This window comes from Desulfuromonas sp. (assembly GCF_002868845.1).
Lineage (GTDB): Bacteria > Desulfobacterota > Desulfuromonadia > Desulfuromonadales > BM501 > BM501.
Map to the genome: position 1 here is coordinate 57,433 of NZ_PKUB01000052.1, position 17,783 is coordinate 75,215.

Consider the following 17,783-nt stretch of genomic DNA (forward strand, 5'->3'; position numbering starts at 1 on the left):
ATGAGACTGATGATTGCTTCAGTGTTGTTTCTCCTGGCAGTGGCCGCGGTCAGCGCCGCCGAGACCGCCGACTATGTGGTGATCACCCACCAGGAGAACCCCGTTTCGACTATCAGCGCCCAGGACGCCAAGAACATCTTTCTCGGCAAGAGGACCACCTGGCCCGACGGGCAGTCCATTACCGTCTTTGTCCAGGAGCAAACTGCCGCCAACGAGTCATTTACCCGGGGGGTGGTCAAAAAGACCCCCCAGCAGTTCTTCACATACTGGCGCAAAGCCCTCTTTTCCGGGACGGGAACCCCGCCGAAGAGCCTCCCGGACGACCAGACCATGAAGAGGTTCGTCGCTTCGAATCCCTTGGCCATCGGGTATATCCTCCCGGAGTCACTGGATGAGACGGTCAAAAGCTTGGAAATTCGTTAAACGCCCAGACACTTTCACGATTTTTTCGGAAACCCGGTGTTGAATATGAATTTTTTCAACAGCATCAAAAAGAAAGTCTGGCTGTGCGTCAACGTGGCTTTTTTCGGCTTCCTGGTGGCTACCCTTTCGATGCTGTACTCCAACACCCAGGTGTCCGAACACCTGGCCATAACAGAGGATTTTGATTTTCCTCTAGCCCAAAAAAGTACCAGGGTACTCAACCTCTTCAAGGAGCAGAAGGCTCTCTACGAAGAGGGCTATCTCGTCGGGCAGGCGGAGTCGGTCGCCGAGGCCAACCGTCTTGGGATCGAAATCCTCGCCGTGTTCGACGAAATGCTCTCCCTCAAGGGAGACGCGCGCTACCAGCACATGGAGGAACATCGGGGCTGCGACAAGTTGATCTATATGTACCGCGAATATTTCGATCTCGCATCCCGACTCTACCCAGTTCTTGCCCGGGGCGAAGACCCGACGACACGTCTCGAGGAGGTTCGCAAGGTAGGGCTTTTCCAAACAGAACTTCTCGCCAAGCTGACCAAGTCCGCCGAAAAATACAACAAGACGGTGATCGACGACCTCGCCTTTCTGAAGGTGAGGGCCAGATACTCCAACATCTTCCTCATCAACCTGTTCGCCCTGGTTCTCCTGGTCACCCTCATCCTGGTCAATTACGTGGGCAATCGGATGCTGATCAGACCCCTGGGCCATATCAAGGAGATGGTGGGGCGCTTCGGCAGGGGCGAAACGATCCATCCGCCCGAGATGAACCTGGAGTCCCGGGACGAGATCGCCCAGTTGGGATCCGCGTTTTTACAGATGACGGAAAACCTCCTCAAAACGACGGTTTCCAAGGCCTATGTAGACAACATCCTGGAGAATATGCGCGACGGCCTCGTGGTGGTCGGCGAGGACCTGAACATCAAAACGGTCAACAAGGCCCTTCTCGACATGCTCGGGTACGAGCAAGGGAAAGCGCTTGGGGAACAGATCGACGCCATTCTTGTAACGGCCGGGGAGGGGAGGGCGACACCGGCGACCCTTGTGTGCCAGAACGAGGAAAGAAAATTTCGGGCCAGCGATGGGAGGCAGATTCCGATCCTTTTCTCAGGGACCGAGCTTTTCGACGGGGACGGTCATACTCAGGGATACGTCTGTGTCGGGATCGACATCACCGATCTGAAACGGGCCCAGATGAAGATCGAGGAGCAGCACCGGTTCCTGAACAATATTTTCGATTCCATCCAGCATCCCTTCTACGTCGTCAACGTGGCCGACTACACCATATCTATGTCCAATTCCGTCTTTCGGCCCGAAGGCGGCCTCGGGGACGTCACCTGCCACCAACTGACCCACGATTCGCCGGTCCCATGCCGCGGCGAGGAGCATATCTGCCCCCTCAAGGAGGTGGTCCGGACAAAAGAACCGGTGACCACCGAACACCTCCACGGGGACCGGATTTTCGAGGTGCATGGCTATCCCATTTTCGACGCCGCCGGAGAGGTGGTCCAGATGATCGAGTATTCCCTCGACATCACCGAGCGCAAGGAAGCCGAACGGCGCCTGGCCCAACTCGCCGAGGTCGATTTCCTGACCGGTCTGCCCAACCGCAAGGTCCTGCACGACAACCTGAAGCAGGCCCTGGCCCTGGCCCGGCGGCAGGGACAGAGGGTGGGGGTGCTGTTCCTGGACCTCGACCGGTTCAAGGTCATCAACGATTCCCTGGGTCACACCTTCGGGGACCTCCTCCTCAAGTCGGTCGGCCAGCGCTTGGCCGGGTGCCTGCGGGAGAGTGACATCATCGCCCGCTTTGGCGGTGACGAGTTCGTCGTCATCCTTCCGGGAATGGTCGAAGAGAAGGATGCCTCTCTGGCCGCAGAAAGGATTATAGAGGGGCTGGAGGAGCCAATCGAAGTGGAAGGGCACACCATCTTCTGCTCGACCAGCATCGGCATCGCGGTCTACCCTCATGACGGGTCGGACCCGGAGGCCCTGCTGAAAAACGCCGACACAGCCATGTACCTTGCCAAGGGGCAGGGAGGCGGCTGTTATCAGTTCTTCTCCCGCGAGATGGATGTCCAGACCCAGGACCGACTGAACCTAGAAAACCAGATGCGCCGCGCCCTGCAGCAGAAGGATTTCCTCCTTCACTTCCAACCCCAGTTCGATATCCGCAACCACCAGGTCATCGGCAGCGAGGCCCTGGTTCGCTGGAAGGGTGGCGATGGGGAACTGATCCCTCCGGGCCGGTTCATTCCCCTGGCCGAGGAGACCGGCCTGATCATCCCCCTCGGCGAATGGATTCTGCGCAGTGCCTGCGCCCAGAACAAGGCCTGGCAACGGGCCGGCCTGAAACCGACCACCGTGGCCGTCAACATTTCGGGCCGCCAGCTCCAGCAGGATGATTTCATCGGAATGGTCGAGAGAGTGCTTGAGGAGACCGGCCTCGATGCGAAGTATCTGGAACTGGAACTGACGGAAAGCACCATCATTCAGAATGTTCAGAAAAACATTTTGATATTGCGCCGCCTCAAAGAAATGGGCATCAGCCTGGCCATCGACGATTTCGGCACCGGCTACTCATCCCTGAGCTACCTGAAGGACTTTCCCATCGACCGGCTCAAGATCGACAGGGCCTTTATCCGGCATATCGGGGAGAGGGCGGCCGACGAGGCCTTCGCCAAAGCTATCATTGCCATGTCCCGCAGCCTTGGCGTGGAGGTCCTCGCCGAGGGGGTGGAGGCCCGCTCCCAACTCGTCTTTCTTCAGCTCAACGAATGCCATCATGCCCAGGGTTTTTTCCTCGGCAAGCCTCTCCCCGCCGACGAGTTCACCGCCCTCCTCGAGTCCCCCCGGGACCTCATCCCTTCACTGTCCCTCGTCAAGCCCTGAATTTGTTCTAGAAAAACGCTCCCTCCTCGGATATCTTGGGGTCATTCTATATTTCTCATCTCAGAGGAGAACTGCATCGAGCCATGATCATCGAAGACCTGACCATGCCCGAATTCGCCGAAGGATTGAACCAAACCCGGACCGTCCTCATCCCCTTCGGCTCCACAGAGGAGCACGGTCCCCACCTGCCCCTGGCCACGGACACCCTGCATGCCGTCGAGGTAGGGCGCAGGTTGGCTCAGCGGCGCCCGATCTTTATCGCCCCGCCGATCCCCTACGGCGTCTGCCGGTAGACCTCCCAGCACGCGGGGACGCTCTCCATCACGACGGCGACCCTGAAGGCCCTCGCCCTCGATATCGTCTCCGCGCTCCATCGGCAGGGTCTGCGCAACTTCGTCCTGCTCACCGGGCATGCCGGGGGGACCCACACCTCGGCCCTCATCGACGCCGGCGAGGAACTTCTGCTGCGGTTCGACGACATCCGGGTCGCGGTTCTGTCCGAATACATGCTTGCATCGCGGCAGGGGCGTGGAATCATCGAAACCGAAGGGGATTCCCACGCCGGGGAGATCGAAACCTCGCGGATCCTCCACTCCCACCCCCATCTGGTGAAGGGGAGGGCGGAGAGGGAGTTTCCCTCCTTTCCGAACGGTATTCTGGTTAGAGACAAGCGCAAGTACTGGCCGGGAGGGGTCTGGGGGGATCCGACCAAGGCATCGGCAGAGAAGGGGGCTCGCATCGAGGAGGTGGTGTTGGACGCTTTGAACAGGCTGGTGGAGAAGTTGGAAAACTGGCAGGAGTAAGGTCGTCCGAAGCCGAACCCGTCGGTTCAGGGGAGGCCGGTCACGAAGCTGGGGGGGGCGGCGTCCTCAGGGAGACGATTTTGTCGGGCCGAACTTTTTCTCGAGGGCCTTTTTGACCACCGGAGGGACGAAGGAATCGACGGGGCCCTTCAGGGAGGCGACCTCCTTGACGATGGACGAACTCAGGTAGCCGTAGGGGACCGAAGTCATCATGAACAGGGTCTCCACTTTTTCCTGAACGGTGTGGTTCATCTGGGCGATCTGGAACTCGTACTCGAAATCGGAAACCGCCCGAAGTCCACGCAAGATGACACGGGATTCTCGGGACACCACGTAGTCGACCAGCAGGCCGTCAAAAGTGTCCAATTCCAGGCGGGGTTCGTTCCCAACGGCTTCGCGGATCATCTCCAGGCGTTCATCGATGGTGAAAAGGGCGTTTTTTTCCGAATTCCGAGCGACCGCCACGACGATTTTGTCGAAGACCTGGAGGCCGCGCTGGATGATGTCCAGGTGGCCGTAGGTGACAGGGTCGAAAGACCCTGGATACACTGCAACATGACTCGGCATTACCCTTGCGCTTTCTGCTCGTTGTGGGTGAGAAGATGAACCGCCGTCGCTCCGTAATTGCGGCTTTCGCATAGAACCAGCCCGCCCGGCAGCGGTGCGACATCCTCGCCACGGGCCTCTTCGGCGACAATCCAGCCCCCAGGGGCGAGGAGCCCGCGAACGGCGATGGCCTCCAGCACGGTCGGAACCAGCCCCTTCCGGTATGGCGGGTCGAGAAAGATCAGGTCGAAGGGGCGCTCGGCGGGCAGGCGGGGGAGGGCCGAGAGAACGTCCTGACTCCTGAACTCCGCCCGCTCCAGGAACTCGCAGGCGCGGAGGTTCTCGGTAATGAGCCGGGCGGCTTCCGCCCCCTGGTCGATCAATACGGCCCGGCCGGCCCCCCTGCTCAGGGCCTCCAGGGCCATGGCGCCGGTCCCCGAAAAGAGATCCAGGACCGAGTTGCCGGAAAGGGTGCCGGCCCTGCTGAAAAGAATGCTGAAGATCGCCTCGCGCACCCGGTCCGGCGTGGGGCGGATATGGCGGCCGGAAAATGTCGCCAGCTTTTTGCCCTTCATGGTTCCGCCGATGATGCGCACGTCAGGCCTCTTCTCCGCAGGCGTTCGGGTCCAAAATTAGCGAGAAATTAGCACAGCCCCCCGAAGCCGTCAAGAACCGAGCGGGTTGCGGATTTCTTTTGGACACAGTACATTAAGGTTCATCGGACCATTTCAATGTCAACCTGCGCGAGTATGTTCTTGGAGGGACTATGCCCATGGAAAGAAAGGCACTGGCCCCTTATGCGGCCCTCAGCAAGGAGAGCCTGGGGCGCCGCTTCGACGAGCCTTTCAAGGATTCCCGGCCGGCCTTTGAAAGGGACCGGGACCGGATCATCCATTGCGCGGCCTTTCGGCGCCTCGAGTACAAGACCCAGGTCTTTGTCAACCACGAGGGGGACTACTACCGGACCCGCCTGACCCATTCCCTGGAGGTGGCCCAGATCGCCCGGGGGATCGCCCGCAGGCTCTCCCTCAACGAGGACCTGACCGAGGCCCTCGCCCTCGCCCACGACCTGGGCCACACCCCTTTCGGCCACACCGGGGAGGACGTTCTCAACCGGCTCATGGCCGAGTTCGGCGGTTTTGAACATAACCGGCAGTCCCTGAGGGTCGTCGAGGAACTCGAAGAGCGTTACCCGGGGTTCAACGGCCTCAACCTTTCCTGGGAAACCCGGGAAGGGATCATCAAGCACTCTTCCGAGTTCGACCACCCGGACGCCTCCGATGCGGCCGAATATCGCCCGGAGATCCAGCCCACCCTTGAGGCCCAGCTCATCGACCTCGCCGATGAAATCGCCTACAACAACCACGACATCGATGACGGGCTGAAAGCTGGCCATATCCGGCAGGAAGATCTGGTGGGTCTGGACCTCTGGGATGAAACTTCCCGCCTGGTCAGTGAAAAGTTCCCTCTTCTCGACCAGGAACGTCACATCTACCAGACCATCAGCCATCTCATCGGCGCCCTGATTGAAGACCTGGTCGTCACCACGGCCAGCAACATCACCCTCCACGGCATTACCGACCTTGAAAGCGTCCGCCGCCACTCTTCCCGCCTCGTTGCTTTCAGCCCCGAGATGAAAAGGAAAAACGGCCAGCTGAAGTCGTTCCTTTTCCATCGGCTCTACCATCATTACAAGGTGGAACGCATGCGCGTCAAGGCGGAGCGTTTCATTACCCTCCTGTTCGAAACCTACATTTCGTCTCCCTTCCTGCTCCCCTTCAACTACCAGAACAAATTCGAAAAGGCTGGCCGCGAGAGGGTCATCTGCGACCATATTGCAGGGATGACGGACCGCTACGCTCTCGACGAATACAAAAGACTGTTTGAGCCCTACGAGAGGGTCTGACAGCGTGTCCGGACACGTTTCATTTCCCAAGGGAGGGCTGCCCCGGCGGTCCTCCTTTTTGCCGTTGAGTCGCTAAGAAGAGGGCCCCGCCAGGGCCTGGGGGGCCTCTTCGCGACAGGAGCCGTTTGACTTTCCACCAGCCGGGGCTAGCTTTTATAAAGAGATCTGTTTGGGGAAAGGGAGAACGGCGACATCATGAAAGACACCTCCTACTGGCCAGCAGTCCCAAACCGTAAAAATGCGGCTCTCCGGGTCGTTGCTGGCTACCTGCTGTTTTGGGGGGCATGGTCCCTATTTGCCGCCAACGTTCTGGAATTGGTCGTCCCCGCGTCTTCTCCGGGTCTGCTCAAAGGTCTTAAGGAAGGGCTTTTTATTTGTTTCTCGGCCGTCCTGGTCTTTGCCCTGGTGCGCGGCAACCTCTCTTCGCAGCGACGGGAAGACGAGAGGCTGCAGGAGATCATGCGGGGGGTTTCTGCCCAGGTGGGAGACGCTTTTTTCGACCAGCTTTCCCTTCAACTCAGCCGGGCGTTGAACGTAGAGTATGCCTTTATCGGACAATTCGATGATCAGAACGGCGACGAGTTGAAAACCGTGGCGGTCTCGGTGCGGGGGAAAAAACGAGCCAATTTCATCGACCCTCTCGAGGGATCCCCCTGCGGCGAAATCAGGGACGGGCACTCCTTCTGCCTGGCTGAGGATGCGCGGCGGCACTTTCCCCACTCCCCGCTCCTGTCTGAGCGGGGAGTGGAGAGCTTCGTCGGCACCCCCCTGTTCGATTCGGACGATAACCCCATGGGCCTCATCGCAGTGATGGATGGCCGGCCGATCACCGACCGTTACCGGGCCGAATCGATGCTGAGGATTTTTGCCGCCCGCGCTTCCGCGGAGCTGGAGCGACAACGCAATGAAAACGCCATCGCCCGGCTGGCATTTTACGACTCCGTCACCGGTCTGCCCAAGCAGCAACTGTTCAAAGAGCGGCTCGACGAGGCCATTGCCGCGGCCAGGCTCAAGGGACAGGAATTGGAGGTCCTTTACCTGGACTTCGATCGTTTCCGGACCATTGTAAGGACCCTGGGCCATCCCGCAGAAGAGGTTCTTCTCAAGGAGATCTCCGGGCGGCTGTCCGATGCCCTTGAGGGGGAGGAGTTCCTCGCCCAGGCAGGAAGCGACGAGTTTCTACTGATGGCCACAGACGTTGAATCCCCCGAGAAGGCCGAAGGGCTGGCCTCTCGACTGCTCGAAGCCCTGCAGGCCCCCTTCAGCTACCAGGGGCACTCCCTGCACCTGTCGGCGAGCATCGGCCTGGCCATGTTTCCCTATGACGGCGAGGACACCGAGACCATGATAAGGAACGCCGACGCGGCGAGAACTCGAACCAAGCAGATGGGGGGGAATCACTATCAGTTTTACTTCCCGGATATCGGGAACTACTCTCTCAGTGCCCTAATCCTTGAAAACCGTCTTCATCAGGCTCTTGAAAAGGATGAGTTCGCCCTGCGATACCAGCCGCAGATGAATCTGCGCACTGGCCTCGTCGAGGGCATGGAAGCACTCGTGTTCTGGAAGCAACCCGAGGCGAAACCGGTCGGCCCCTCCGATTTCATCCCCCTGGCGGAGGAGACCGGTCTGATCGACCCTATCGGCGAGTGGGTTCTGCGCGAGGCCTGCGTGCAGAATCGCAGGTGGCAAGAGGCGGGACTGCCACCACAGCGGATGTCGGTCAACGTCTCTGCGCGGCAGTTTTTTCAGAGCAGCATTGTGGAACTGGTCGCCAGGATACTGGAGGAAACGGGTCTGGAGGGGCGGTGGCTGGGGCTGGAGATCACCGAAAGCGTGATCATGCAAGATGTCAAGCAGGCCATCGATACCCTGCATCAACTTAAGGCGATGGGAGTTCAGGTTATTATCGACGATTTTGGAACGGGGTACTCATCCCTGAGCTACCTCAAGCAGTTCCCCATCGACACGTTGAAACTCTACCAGTCCTTTGTTGCCGGGATTCCGGACGATACCGGCGACAAGGCGATCACGGCAGCGGTGATCGCCATGGCTCATACTCTGAACTTGGAGTTGGTCGCCGAGGGGGTCGAGAAGGCGGAACAGCGTGACTTCCTCAGCGAAAAGGGCTGCGACAAGATCCAGGGGTTCCTTTTCAGCGTTCCCCTCAAAGCCGAGGAGGTCACGGAGCTTCTTTCCGGATGAAGCTCAGGGGAGCTTGATTTTCGGGTCGATTCCCCGCCGGTAAAGGAGGATTGTTCTGCCTAAAACCTGGGCTACCTGGGCGCCCATTCTTTGGGAGAGGGTCTCGGCAACGTCCTTGCGATCCAGTAGGCAACCCTCCTGGATTTTGATTTTGATCAGTTCGTGAATCTCGAGGGCCTCCTCCACGGAGGCGACAAGGCTGTCCGTGAGTCCCTCTTTGCCCAACATGACGCAAGGTTTCAGATGGTGCCCGAGGCCGCGGAGGAAGCGTGCCTGTTTGCCGCTCAATTTTTCCATAGGATGACTCTCAACGAAGTTGGGGTGAGGGTAGGTTCTCTGTACGCAGAGCCTTCTCCGCAACGAGAAACGCGGCATTATAGACGAGATCCCGTTTCGCCCCAAGAAAAAAGGGCCGCTGGTCGCGGCCCCTGCTTTTTCATGGGACAGAAGGGACTTATCGACTCACTTCGACCATGTACGACACGGCGGCTTCCACCTCGGCATCGGAGAGGGACATGTCGCCTCCTCTCGGGGGCATGACGCCCTGTTCGCCCTGAAAGCCGAGAAGGGCATGCTCGACAAGGGTCTCCATGCCTTGGTCGATGCGCGCCGCCCAGGCCTCGGAGTCCCCTGCTTTCGGCGCACCGGCGACGCCCAGGCCGTGGCAAATCACGCACAGCTTTTGAAAAACCCTTTCCCCCTCGTCCTGGTTCGTTTCCGGGGTGGACGAGAGGAGGGTCTCCGCCGAGACAGAAGCCTGGGCTTCGGAGGCATCTCGGGCCGGTCCGCAGGAGGTCAACAAAAGAGCGCTTGCGAAAACCAGTCCCAGGCGGATTCCCATTTGCCCGGTTCTGCAAGGGATCGTTTTCCGAAAGGGGGCAGCAGGACTCATCCTAGCGGCTCTTTTCGATCATGAAGTGGACCGCTGCCTTGACCTCCTCGTCGGAGAGTGTTGCGATTCCTCCCCGAGCCGGCATATAGCCGGCAGCCCCTTTGTATCCAATGAGGGAATGGGACACCAGGGTTTCCATTCCCTGGGCGAGCCTTGGCTGCCAGGCCTCCTTGTCTCCGGTCTTCGGCGCCCCGGCCACCCCGGCGCTATGGCAGGCCGCACATGCCTTTTGATAGATTCCCGCGCCAAGGTCCTTGTCAGCCGCGCCCTTCTCGAGCTCCGGTTGGTCTTCTCCCGAGGGGGCAAGGCTTGCGGCTGGCGGTGCTGTTTCGGTCTTGGCCTGAACGGGGGCGGATTTTACGGGGGGAGCCTTTTCCCCCTCCTTGCCGCAGCCCATCAAAAGCAAACAGAGGATTGACACAAATACCCAGAAGCGCACCATGAAACCTCCCTAAATTAGAAGCGGTTTGTCGGTTGGAATGGAATTTTCAACGGATATATAACAGAAAAAATATAACAGAGATTTATACATTTTCTACTCCTTCAGCTTTCTCCGCGGCTCCTTTTGGGAACCCTGGATTCCCCCCTTTCCGCTCCCGTTACCTTTGCCGGCCGATTATATTGTTTGGTTGCGAGGGCACCGGTCTTTGTGGTCTTATTGTATTCTGAAAATGAGCGGGGAAGAGCGCTGAGTCCGGAACCTCGCCTCTCTAGTTCGGAGACAGCCATGAAAGTACGTCTCACCATTTTGTGCGAGAATACCGTCGGGCGTCCCATTAAGGCCGTGGGGGAACATGGGTTTGCCTGCTTCGTGGAAACCGTGGGGGGCAATTACCTCTTCGACACCGGACAGGGTGCGGGCATTCTGCGCAACGCCTCGGTCCTGAACAAGGATCTCGCCGGCATCGAGTCCCTGGTCCTCAGTCACGGCCACTACGATCACGCCGGGGGCCTGGTCGATGTTCTTGGGGCGACCGGCGAGCTGAAGGTTCATGCCCAACCTGAAATCTTTCAGGAGCGCTTTTGGGTCGGGGAACACGAAAAGCGATTTATCGGAATCCCCTACAGAAGGCCTCTCCTCGAGGCGCTCGGCGCCCGCTTTCACTTCGAACGGCAGTTCCGGGATATCGCACCGGGGGTTTTCCTCAGCGGAGAGGTTCCCCGTACGACCTCCTTCGAGAGGGGCGACCCTCACCTGATGGTCACCTCGGATACGGGGGACGGTTTTGAACCCGACCCCTTCAAAGACGATCTCTCCCTTGTCCTTGACACAGCGAAGGGCCTGGTCGTCGTCGTAGGGTGCGCTCACGCGGGGCTTGTGAACATCATGCGTCACGTTCTCGACCAGACCGGGAAGGACCGCATTTACGCGGTGGTGGGAGGGACCCACCTGGCCGGGGCGAACGAAGAGCAGTTCGACGCCACCCTGGGGGCGTTGCAGGATTTCGGAATCGAGAAGATAGGAACCTCTCACTGCACCGGGCAGCTGCGGGGAGCTCAGATCCAATCCCGGTTCGGGAGGCGTTTTTTCTTCGCTTCGGTGGGGGCCTCTCTGGAAGCAGGATAACGTTGACGGGTCTCGCGGTTTTCCGATTGGACCAAGGGCTTACCTGTGATATCTTTGGCGGAACTAATTTGCTCGCCATGGGTTCTCACCCTGCATCCGGATTTTCGGACTTTTTTTCGGAGGGAAGCGTGCCACGTGCCAAGATCCTGCTGGTCGACGACCTTGAGTTTTTTCTCGAGGTGGAAAAGGATTACCTCAAGCAGACACCGGCGACCATATATACCGCCCGAAACGGTGAGGAAGCTCTCCAAATCGCCGCCCGCGAACGACCGGACCTCATCTTCATGGATTTGAACATGCCGGTCATGGACGGCATCACCTGCTGCAGACATCTCAAGGCGGATCCCGTCCTGAAAACGATCCCGGTGATCATGGTCATCGCATGCTCCGAGGAGGGCGATGCCCTCAAGTGCAGGGACGCGGGATGCCAGGAGGTTCTGATCAAGCCCGTCCCTCGAAGGGACTTTCTGGCCTTCGGGAATCGATACCTCTTCAATATCGATCGCCGGGAAAAAAGACTTTCCCTTGGCACCAGGGTCCGTTGCCAGACGGGGCGGGGGGATTTTGAAGCATTGAGCGTTGACCTGAGCCAAAGCGGGATCTATCTCAAGTCCCGACAGGCCGTGACGCCTGGCGAAAGCGTTACCATAAGTTTCGACCTGCCCGGGGGAAGCCCCTCCGTCAAGGGCGTTCAGGGGCGGGTGGCCTGGCTCAACCAGGAATTTCCCCGCCGCAATCCCTCGATGCCTGCGGGGTTCGGGGTCGAGTTTCTGTTGATTAATCCCGAGTCGGCAAATGCCCTGCGATTGTTCCTGGAAAGCGGAGCCTGGCGACTCCAGACCGCTGTCGAGGAACCTTCTCACGACAAGGAAGACTCTTCGGCGCCTTGCGCACGCTCCGGTGGCTGAACTGTCGAAAGGGTCCTGATTATGAAAATCACCGTGGACAAAAGCAGGTGCCGGGCTTCCGGCAATTGCCTTAAGGTCTGCCCCCAGGGGGCGATCCGCATCGAGGACGGCATTGCTGTCATTGATGAGGAGAAATGTGACCTCGACGGCATCTGCATCCCGGCATGCCCCCACCAGGCCATCGAATTCTCCGAGGCCTGACCGATGCGCGAAGCAGAGCGGGAAGGCGTCGTCAAGTTTTCTCTCGATTTCCTGCCCGCCCCACCGTTACCCCCAGATCTCCTGACGGAGTTGAGCGCCTGGCGAAAGATTTTCCACATGCTTCAACTGATCGGCCAGGATTCCCGGCGCTACGGGGGATTCGGTTTCGGCAATATCAGTTGCCGCCACAGGACCCGGCAGGACCCCGATGCCTTCATCATCAGCGGAACCCAAACCGGGCAGTTCGAGGAATTGACCCCGGAGCATTTTGCGACCGTTCTCCGGTGCTTCCCCAGGGAGAATCGCGTAGTGGCCAAGGGACCCGTCCAGCCCTCGTCCGAGGCCATGACCCATGCCACCGTCTACGGTCATGACCCGGCCATCCAGTTCGTGATCCATGCCCATTCGCCTCAGATATGGAAAAACGCAGAAGCCCTCGGTTTTCCTGTTACCCGGCCTGGCATTCCCTACGGAACCGTCGAGATGACCGTAGAGGTGGCACGCCTCCTCGGAAATCAGTTTGCCGGATCGAGCGGCATATTTTCCATGGGGGGGCACGAAGACGGCATCGTCGCCTTCGGGCCCAGCGCGGGGCAGGCCGCCCGGTTGCTCATCGACGCCCTGGGCGGCGCCCTCCAGGTGCGGCCCTGAATATCGGTTCGGGCCCGCTTTTTGGATAACCGCCTCTGCTCAGGGCTGTTCCCGAAAGGGGTATCCGTGGTATTCTGCTCGCTATGAGATCCTATTTTTACCTGGGGATGCTTGTGGCTGGCGGGATCTGCCTTCTCGGACTTGCCGCATGTACGGACATCGGCTACTACGCCCAGTGCGCCCGGGGCCATCTGGACATCATGGGCCGGTGCCGCCCCATCGCCGAAATCCTTGACGACCGAGAAGCCTCCCCCGAGCTTAAAAGCCGGCTGTCGCAGGTCCTGGAGATCCGCGATTTCGCCAGCGCAGAACTTCTCCTCCCCGAAAACGGCAGCTATCGCTCCTATGCCGACCTGGGCCGGCCCTATGTGGTCTGGAACGTGGTCGCGGCCCCCGAGTTCTCTCTCAGCCCCATGCAGTGGTGTTTCCCGATAGCCGGCTGCGTTTCCTACCGGGGGTATTTCTCCCACGAGGAAGCCGGAACCGCGGCCCGGCAACTCGAAGCCGAGGGGCTCGACGTCTACCTGTACGGTGTGACCGCCTATTCGACCCTCAACTGGTTCGACGACCCCGTTCTCAACACCTTTTGCCAAGGACCCGAGACCTCCGTCGCGGGGTTGATCTTTCACGAACTTGCCCATCAGAAGCTATACGTCAAGGGGGACTCGTCCTTCAATGAGGCGTTCGCCAAGGCGGTGGAACTGGAGGGGGTCCGCCGTTGGCTCGACAGCCGGGGAGAGTCCGAAGAGATGGAACGGTACCGAGCAAAACTGGACCGGGAAGAGGAATTTGTCTCCCTCGTGATGCAGTCCCGGGAAACCCTCGACGCCCTCTACCAAGGGGATCTCGATCTCACCGCCAAACGGGCGGCCAAACAAAGAATCATCGCTTCGCTGCGAGATGACTACCGGGAGATGAAGGACCGTTGGGGAGGGTACGCCGGCTATGACCGATGGTTCGGCGAACAGCTCAACAATGCCAAACTGGCTTCGATGAGCACCTATCGTCTGCTCGTGCCCGCTTTTCAGGAGTTGCTGATCAGGGAAGGGGGCATGAACGACTTCTTCCGGGCAGCGGAAAGAATCGGGCGGCAGCCACCCGGTCAAAGGGCGGCCGAGATGGCACGACTCCTTGACTCCGCCGAGATGCAACACGACACGACTTCAGCCCCGTCACGCCAGGTTCGGGGAGAAGATAAGACGGTTTCACGATAGGCCGGCCGGACTCGGCAGAACGCCCTTCTCCCTTTTGGGGGCCTGGCGGTCCTTCATGTGGTTCACGCTGAATGATTCTGCGGGAAGGGGGGGGCTGTAGATGTAGCCCTGCACTTCGTCACAGCCGATGGAGCGGAGAAAGTCGAGTTGCTCTGTCCTCTCAACGCCCTCGGCGATCACCCGGATGTTCAGAGAGTGGGCCATCTCCACGATATGTCGGGCGATTTTGGCTTCGCTTTCGTTGTGGGGGAGGTTGCTGACGAAAGAGCGGTCCACTTTCAGCAGGTCGACGGGAAAGTCCTTCAGGTAGCTCAAGGAAGAATACCCTACCCCGAAATCGTCGATGGCCACCGAGACCCCCATGTCTCTCAGGTCGCAGAGCCTTGCATCGGTCTGCTTGACGTCCTTTACGACAAGGCTTTCGGTGATCTCCAGATCAAGCCACCGGGGGTCGAAATCGAGTTCCTTCAGAATATCGTTCAAGATATCAAGAAAATCATCATTCTGGAACTGCTGGGCCGACACGTTGATCCCGATCCGGATCGGCCGGCCCCCCGCTTCCTGCCAGGCTTTGGCTTGACTGCACGCGGTTTTCATCACCCAGAACCCGATATCCGAGATCAGCCCGATCTCCTCGGCGAGGGGGATGAACACCTCCGGAGGTATCAGGTCCCCCGAGGGGTGCTGCCACCGGACCAGGGCCTCCATGCCTGCGACGCGGCCCGTGGCAAGATCGACCTGCGGCTGATAGAGGACGCGCAGTTCGCAGTGGGGCAGGGCACTGCGCAGGCCGTTCTCCAGTTCCATCCGTTCCAGGGCCCCCGCGTTCATCGCCGGGGCGAAAAACTGGTAATTGTTTTTCCCCAGGTCCTTCGCCCGGTAAAGGGCGACATCCGCGTTCTTGATCAGGGTAAGAACCTCCTCGCCATCCTTGGGATATATGACAATACCGATGCTGCACGAGACATGAAGGTCATGCCCGGCTATCTTGAAGGGCCACTGAAGGGAATTCAATATCTTGTGGGCGACAAGTCCCGCATCGGATTCGTGGCGAATGGGCGCGAGAAGGATATTGAACTCGTCCCCGCCAAACCTGCTCACCGTGTCGGTTTCCCTCACGCAGTCAAGAAGCCGCTTTGAGACTTCCTTCAGGAGCATATCTCCAGCATCGTGACCGAGGGTGTCGTTGATGGTCTTGAAGTTGTCCAGGTCAACGAACATCAGGCCGACCACATTGCCGTTGCGGTTGGCGAAGGCCAGCGCCTTCTCGACATGGTCCCGGAACAGTGGGCGGTTGGGCAGGTCGGTCAGCGGGTCGTGGTAGGCCAGATGCTTGATGGTCTCCTCGGCCTCCTTGCGTTCGGAAATGTCCATCAGCGTCCCCAGGATCGCCCCCCTGCCGTCGTACATCCCCCATCCGTTGAGAACCTCGACGTTGATCGTGCGACCCTCCTTGCGCACCCCCTGGAATTGATACTGAAGGTTGCGGACCTCGGCAAGCGAGAGTCTTCGGAGGTTTCCGGAAACAAAAACCTTGTCTTCCCGGGCAACGAGATCTACGGGGGTGATCCCATTCAGCAACTCCTCCTGGGAATAGCCGAAAATCTCGGCGAATCGCGGATTGACGTAGGAGAAGCTGTCTCCGTGGATAATGAAGACTCCGACCAGGGTGTTTTCGATCAGAAAACGATATTTCGATTCTGCGGTTTCCAGCTCGGCCATCAGGTTTTCGATCCGTTGGCGGCGGTCCATCTCGTTCTGAAGCTTGCGCCCCGTCCTGAAAACCTCCCAATTGCGCTGCGCTTTGACCCCGTCAATGGTTTCTTCGGCGTTCTCCCTGGTGCGGTGGGTCTCATCGTACGATTTTTTCAAGTCCACAGCGAGGGACTTAAAGTTTTCCACCAGGGTGCCGACTTCGGAGATGGTGCCGGAGGGCCAGGTAATCTCCTGGTTTTCACGGAGTCTCTCGGGCAAGCTTTCACTGACCCGGGCGAGTTCCCGCAGGGGCTGAACCATGCGTCGACTTGCGACACAGGCAAGGAGGATGGCGAGGCCGGCCGGCACAGCCATGATGGCCATACTGTGAACGTAGAGCCTCTCGAGGTGTGCCTGATGTATCGCCTGGGGCACCTCCACGGCCAGTTGCCAGGGAACCGAGCGGTCCACCGAAATCCTTCGGGTCAGAAGGTCCTGCCAGGGCAGCAAGGGAACCAGTTTTTGCTCGACCGGGTTCCAGAGGTAGTGGAGCAGGTTCAGGGTCTGTCTTTTTTGATTGAAAAACGGCTCGACAGGCCTCCTGTTTGCGTTGCTGCTCGAAACGACCTGGTTTCGGTCATCGAGCAGGGTCAGTGAAAGACCGGCGGGCAGAGACATGTCCTGGAGAAGGGCAGTGACGGGGGACATGTCGATGGTTCCCAGAACAAAACCGGCGAAGCCGGACTTCCTCTGGATAGGGGTTCCCAGCTGGACGATTGGGGAAGAAGAGGGGCCCAGTTTCTGGATTCCGCTCAGGAGAGGGTGGGGAGAAGATCGGAGGCTCTCTAGAAAGTTGGGCCGAATCGCTTCACCGGCCGTTTTGCTCGAAGACCTGGCCCGCGCCAGCGGATTCCCTTCGGGATCGAGCACGCAAAGGTCGGCCAACTCTGGACAGTTACGGGCAAAGGTGTCGGTTTTATCCTGAAGCAGCCGAGTCTGTCTCAGCCCCTCCTTGGAGGCCACGCCTGCCAGTTCGGTTTGGGCCAGGGTCGCCTTGCTCATGAGTGAGGCCAGTTTGGCCTGGACGACATTGCACTCGATCGTCAGCTTCTGAGCCAGATCCGGTTTGAGAGCATCGGTCATTGCCGTCAGGTTGAGGGCCATGACAAGGACCGTGGGCGTCAGGAAACAGACCAGAATCATATTGAAATAGTGTTCCCAGAGGGACAGCCCGGGGAAGACATTGCGGCGGGCATCTATCAACCGAAGCAGGCCGGTGGCGATAAGGGCGTTGGCCGCCCCGTTGGCTCCCTGAATCGCCATGAGACGGGATGTCGCTTCCGGGTCCACCTTGAGGATCACACTGAAGAAGAACCAGAACAGGGGAAGCCCGAAGAAGAGCCAGTAGCCCAGGTCGGCAAGCAGGAGGTTTGCCGCCCCGCGCCTGAGGATCATGCCGACCACCAGGGCCTCGCCGACGAACAGAATGGCGAAGAAGGGGTGATGGAGCAGGGCGAGGGTGTGCATTCCGGAGAGAAGGGCTGCCGCCACGCCCCAGCGCACCCCGTACTGCTTTACCACCAAGAGGACCGCAACGCCGCCAAGGTAAACGGTCCCTTCAGGGAAGAGGCTAAGGGGGATGATGTTGCCGGCCATCGATGCTACCAACAAGATGCCGAGCATGGGGAAGGCTCCCGGTTCGAGGTGACAACTTAAAAGATTACAACCAGTTAAGCTTACCGGATGCCTGCCTTCTGTCAACCTGTTGCCGGGGAGATCGGCGACGAAAAGGAGCCTGAGCGCCGGGCCCGCATCTCCGGACCAAAGGAACACCGGGGACCCGCCCTTTTGTCCTTTACAAACCGGTATCATTTCTATAGTCT

15 protein-coding genes and 1 pseudogene are annotated in these 17,783 nt (G+C 59.3%); 10 read left to right on the top strand and 6 right to left on the bottom strand.

Annotated elements, in window-relative coordinates; genetic code table 11:
* The 3 genes and pseudogenes from C0617_RS15965 (at window position 1) to C0617_RS15975 (ending at window position 4,115) form a co-directional block, all read left to right on the top strand.
* On the top strand, window positions 1-423 hold the full coding sequence (locus tag C0617_RS15965) for a hypothetical protein (protein ID WP_291318030.1): 423 nt from the start codon (window positions 1-3) through the stop codon (window positions 421-423).
* Between the two features lie 45 nt (window positions 424-468).
* Window positions 469-3,312: an EAL domain-containing protein gene (locus C0617_RS15970; protein WP_291318065.1), complete on the top strand. Its 2,844-nt coding sequence runs from the start codon at window positions 469-471 to the stop codon at window positions 3,310-3,312.
* Between the two features lie 83 nt (window positions 3,313-3,395).
* Window positions 3,396-4,115, top strand: a pseudogene (locus C0617_RS15975) (creatininase family protein).
* 66 nt (window positions 4,116-4,181) lie between these two features.
* Here the strand turns inward: C0617_RS15975 and coaD are convergent.
* Window positions 4,182-4,682, bottom strand: coding sequence for a pantetheine-phosphate adenylyltransferase (gene coaD / locus C0617_RS15980; protein WP_363324383.1), 501 nt, complete (start codon window positions 4,680-4,682; stop codon window positions 4,182-4,184).
* Window positions 4,682-5,257 (bottom strand): 16S rRNA (guanine(966)-N(2))-methyltransferase RsmD, encoded by a 576-nt coding sequence (gene rsmD, locus C0617_RS15985; protein WP_291318032.1) that lies wholly within the window; start codon window positions 5,255-5,257, stop codon window positions 4,682-4,684. Before rsmD ends, coaD begins: the two co-directional genes overlap by 1 nt.
* A 176-nt stretch (window positions 5,258-5,433) precedes the next feature.
* Here rsmD and C0617_RS15990 point away from each other — a divergent pair, with 176 nt between their 5' ends.
* On the top strand, window positions 5,434-6,567 hold the full coding sequence (locus C0617_RS15990) for a deoxyguanosinetriphosphate triphosphohydrolase (protein WP_291318033.1): 1,134 nt from the start codon (window positions 5,434-5,436) through the stop codon (window positions 6,565-6,567).
* 195 nt (window positions 6,568-6,762) lie between these two features.
* Window positions 6,763-8,772 (top strand): EAL domain-containing protein, encoded by a 2,010-nt coding sequence (locus C0617_RS15995; protein WP_291318034.1) that lies wholly within the window; start codon window positions 6,763-6,765, stop codon window positions 8,770-8,772.
* Window positions 8,773-8,775: 3 nt separating this feature from the next.
* Here C0617_RS15995 and yhbY read toward each other — a convergent pair whose 3' ends face one another.
* The 3 genes from yhbY to C0617_RS16010 form a co-directional block, all read right to left on the bottom strand.
* Window positions 8,776-9,069 carry a ribosome assembly RNA-binding protein YhbY gene (gene yhbY, locus C0617_RS16000; protein WP_291318035.1) on the bottom strand — a complete coding sequence of 98 codons (294 nt, stop codon included), beginning with the start codon at window positions 9,067-9,069 and terminating at the stop codon, window positions 8,776-8,778.
* Between the two features lie 157 nt (window positions 9,070-9,226).
* Window positions 9,227-9,613 (bottom strand): c-type cytochrome, encoded by a 387-nt coding sequence (locus tag C0617_RS16005; protein WP_291318036.1) that lies wholly within the window; start codon window positions 9,611-9,613, stop codon window positions 9,227-9,229.
* Window positions 9,614-9,665: 52 nt separating this feature from the next.
* Window positions 9,666-10,106: a c-type cytochrome gene (locus tag C0617_RS16010; protein WP_291318037.1), complete on the bottom strand. Its 441-nt coding sequence runs from the start codon at window positions 10,104-10,106 to the stop codon at window positions 9,666-9,668.
* Between the two features lie 285 nt (window positions 10,107-10,391).
* Between C0617_RS16010 and C0617_RS16015 the strand changes: the two genes are divergently transcribed.
* From C0617_RS16015 to C0617_RS16035, 5 genes are all read left to right on the top strand, one after another.
* Window positions 10,392-11,231, top strand: coding sequence for an MBL fold metallo-hydrolase (locus C0617_RS16015; protein ID WP_291318038.1), 840 nt, complete (start codon window positions 10,392-10,394; stop codon window positions 11,229-11,231).
* 128 nt (window positions 11,232-11,359) lie between these two features.
* Window positions 11,360-12,139 carry a response regulator gene (locus tag C0617_RS16020; protein ID WP_291318039.1) on the top strand — a complete coding sequence of 260 codons (780 nt, stop codon included), beginning with the start codon at window positions 11,360-11,362 and terminating at the stop codon, window positions 12,137-12,139.
* 21 nt (window positions 12,140-12,160) lie between these two features.
* A complete protein-coding gene (locus C0617_RS16025) occupies window positions 12,161-12,340 on the top strand; it encodes a 4Fe-4S binding protein (protein ID WP_291318040.1) in 180 nt (59 codons plus the stop codon).
* A 117-nt stretch (window positions 12,341-12,457) separates the two neighbouring features.
* A complete protein-coding gene (locus C0617_RS16030; RefSeq protein ID WP_291318041.1) occupies window positions 12,458-12,991 on the top strand; it encodes a class II aldolase/adducin family protein in 534 nt (177 codons plus the stop codon).
* A gap of 83 nt (window positions 12,992-13,074) precedes the next feature.
* A complete protein-coding gene (locus C0617_RS16035) occupies window positions 13,075-14,205 on the top strand; it encodes an aminopeptidase (protein ID WP_291318042.1) in 1,131 nt (376 codons plus the stop codon).
* Here the strand turns inward: C0617_RS16035 and C0617_RS16040 are convergent.
* Window positions 14,197-17,583: an EAL domain-containing protein gene (locus C0617_RS16040; RefSeq protein WP_291318043.1), complete on the bottom strand. Its 3,387-nt coding sequence runs from the start codon at window positions 17,581-17,583 to the stop codon at window positions 14,197-14,199. The two genes, C0617_RS16035 and C0617_RS16040, sit on opposite strands and share 9 nt — an antisense overlap.
* Window positions 17,584-17,783 lie beyond the last annotated feature (200 nt).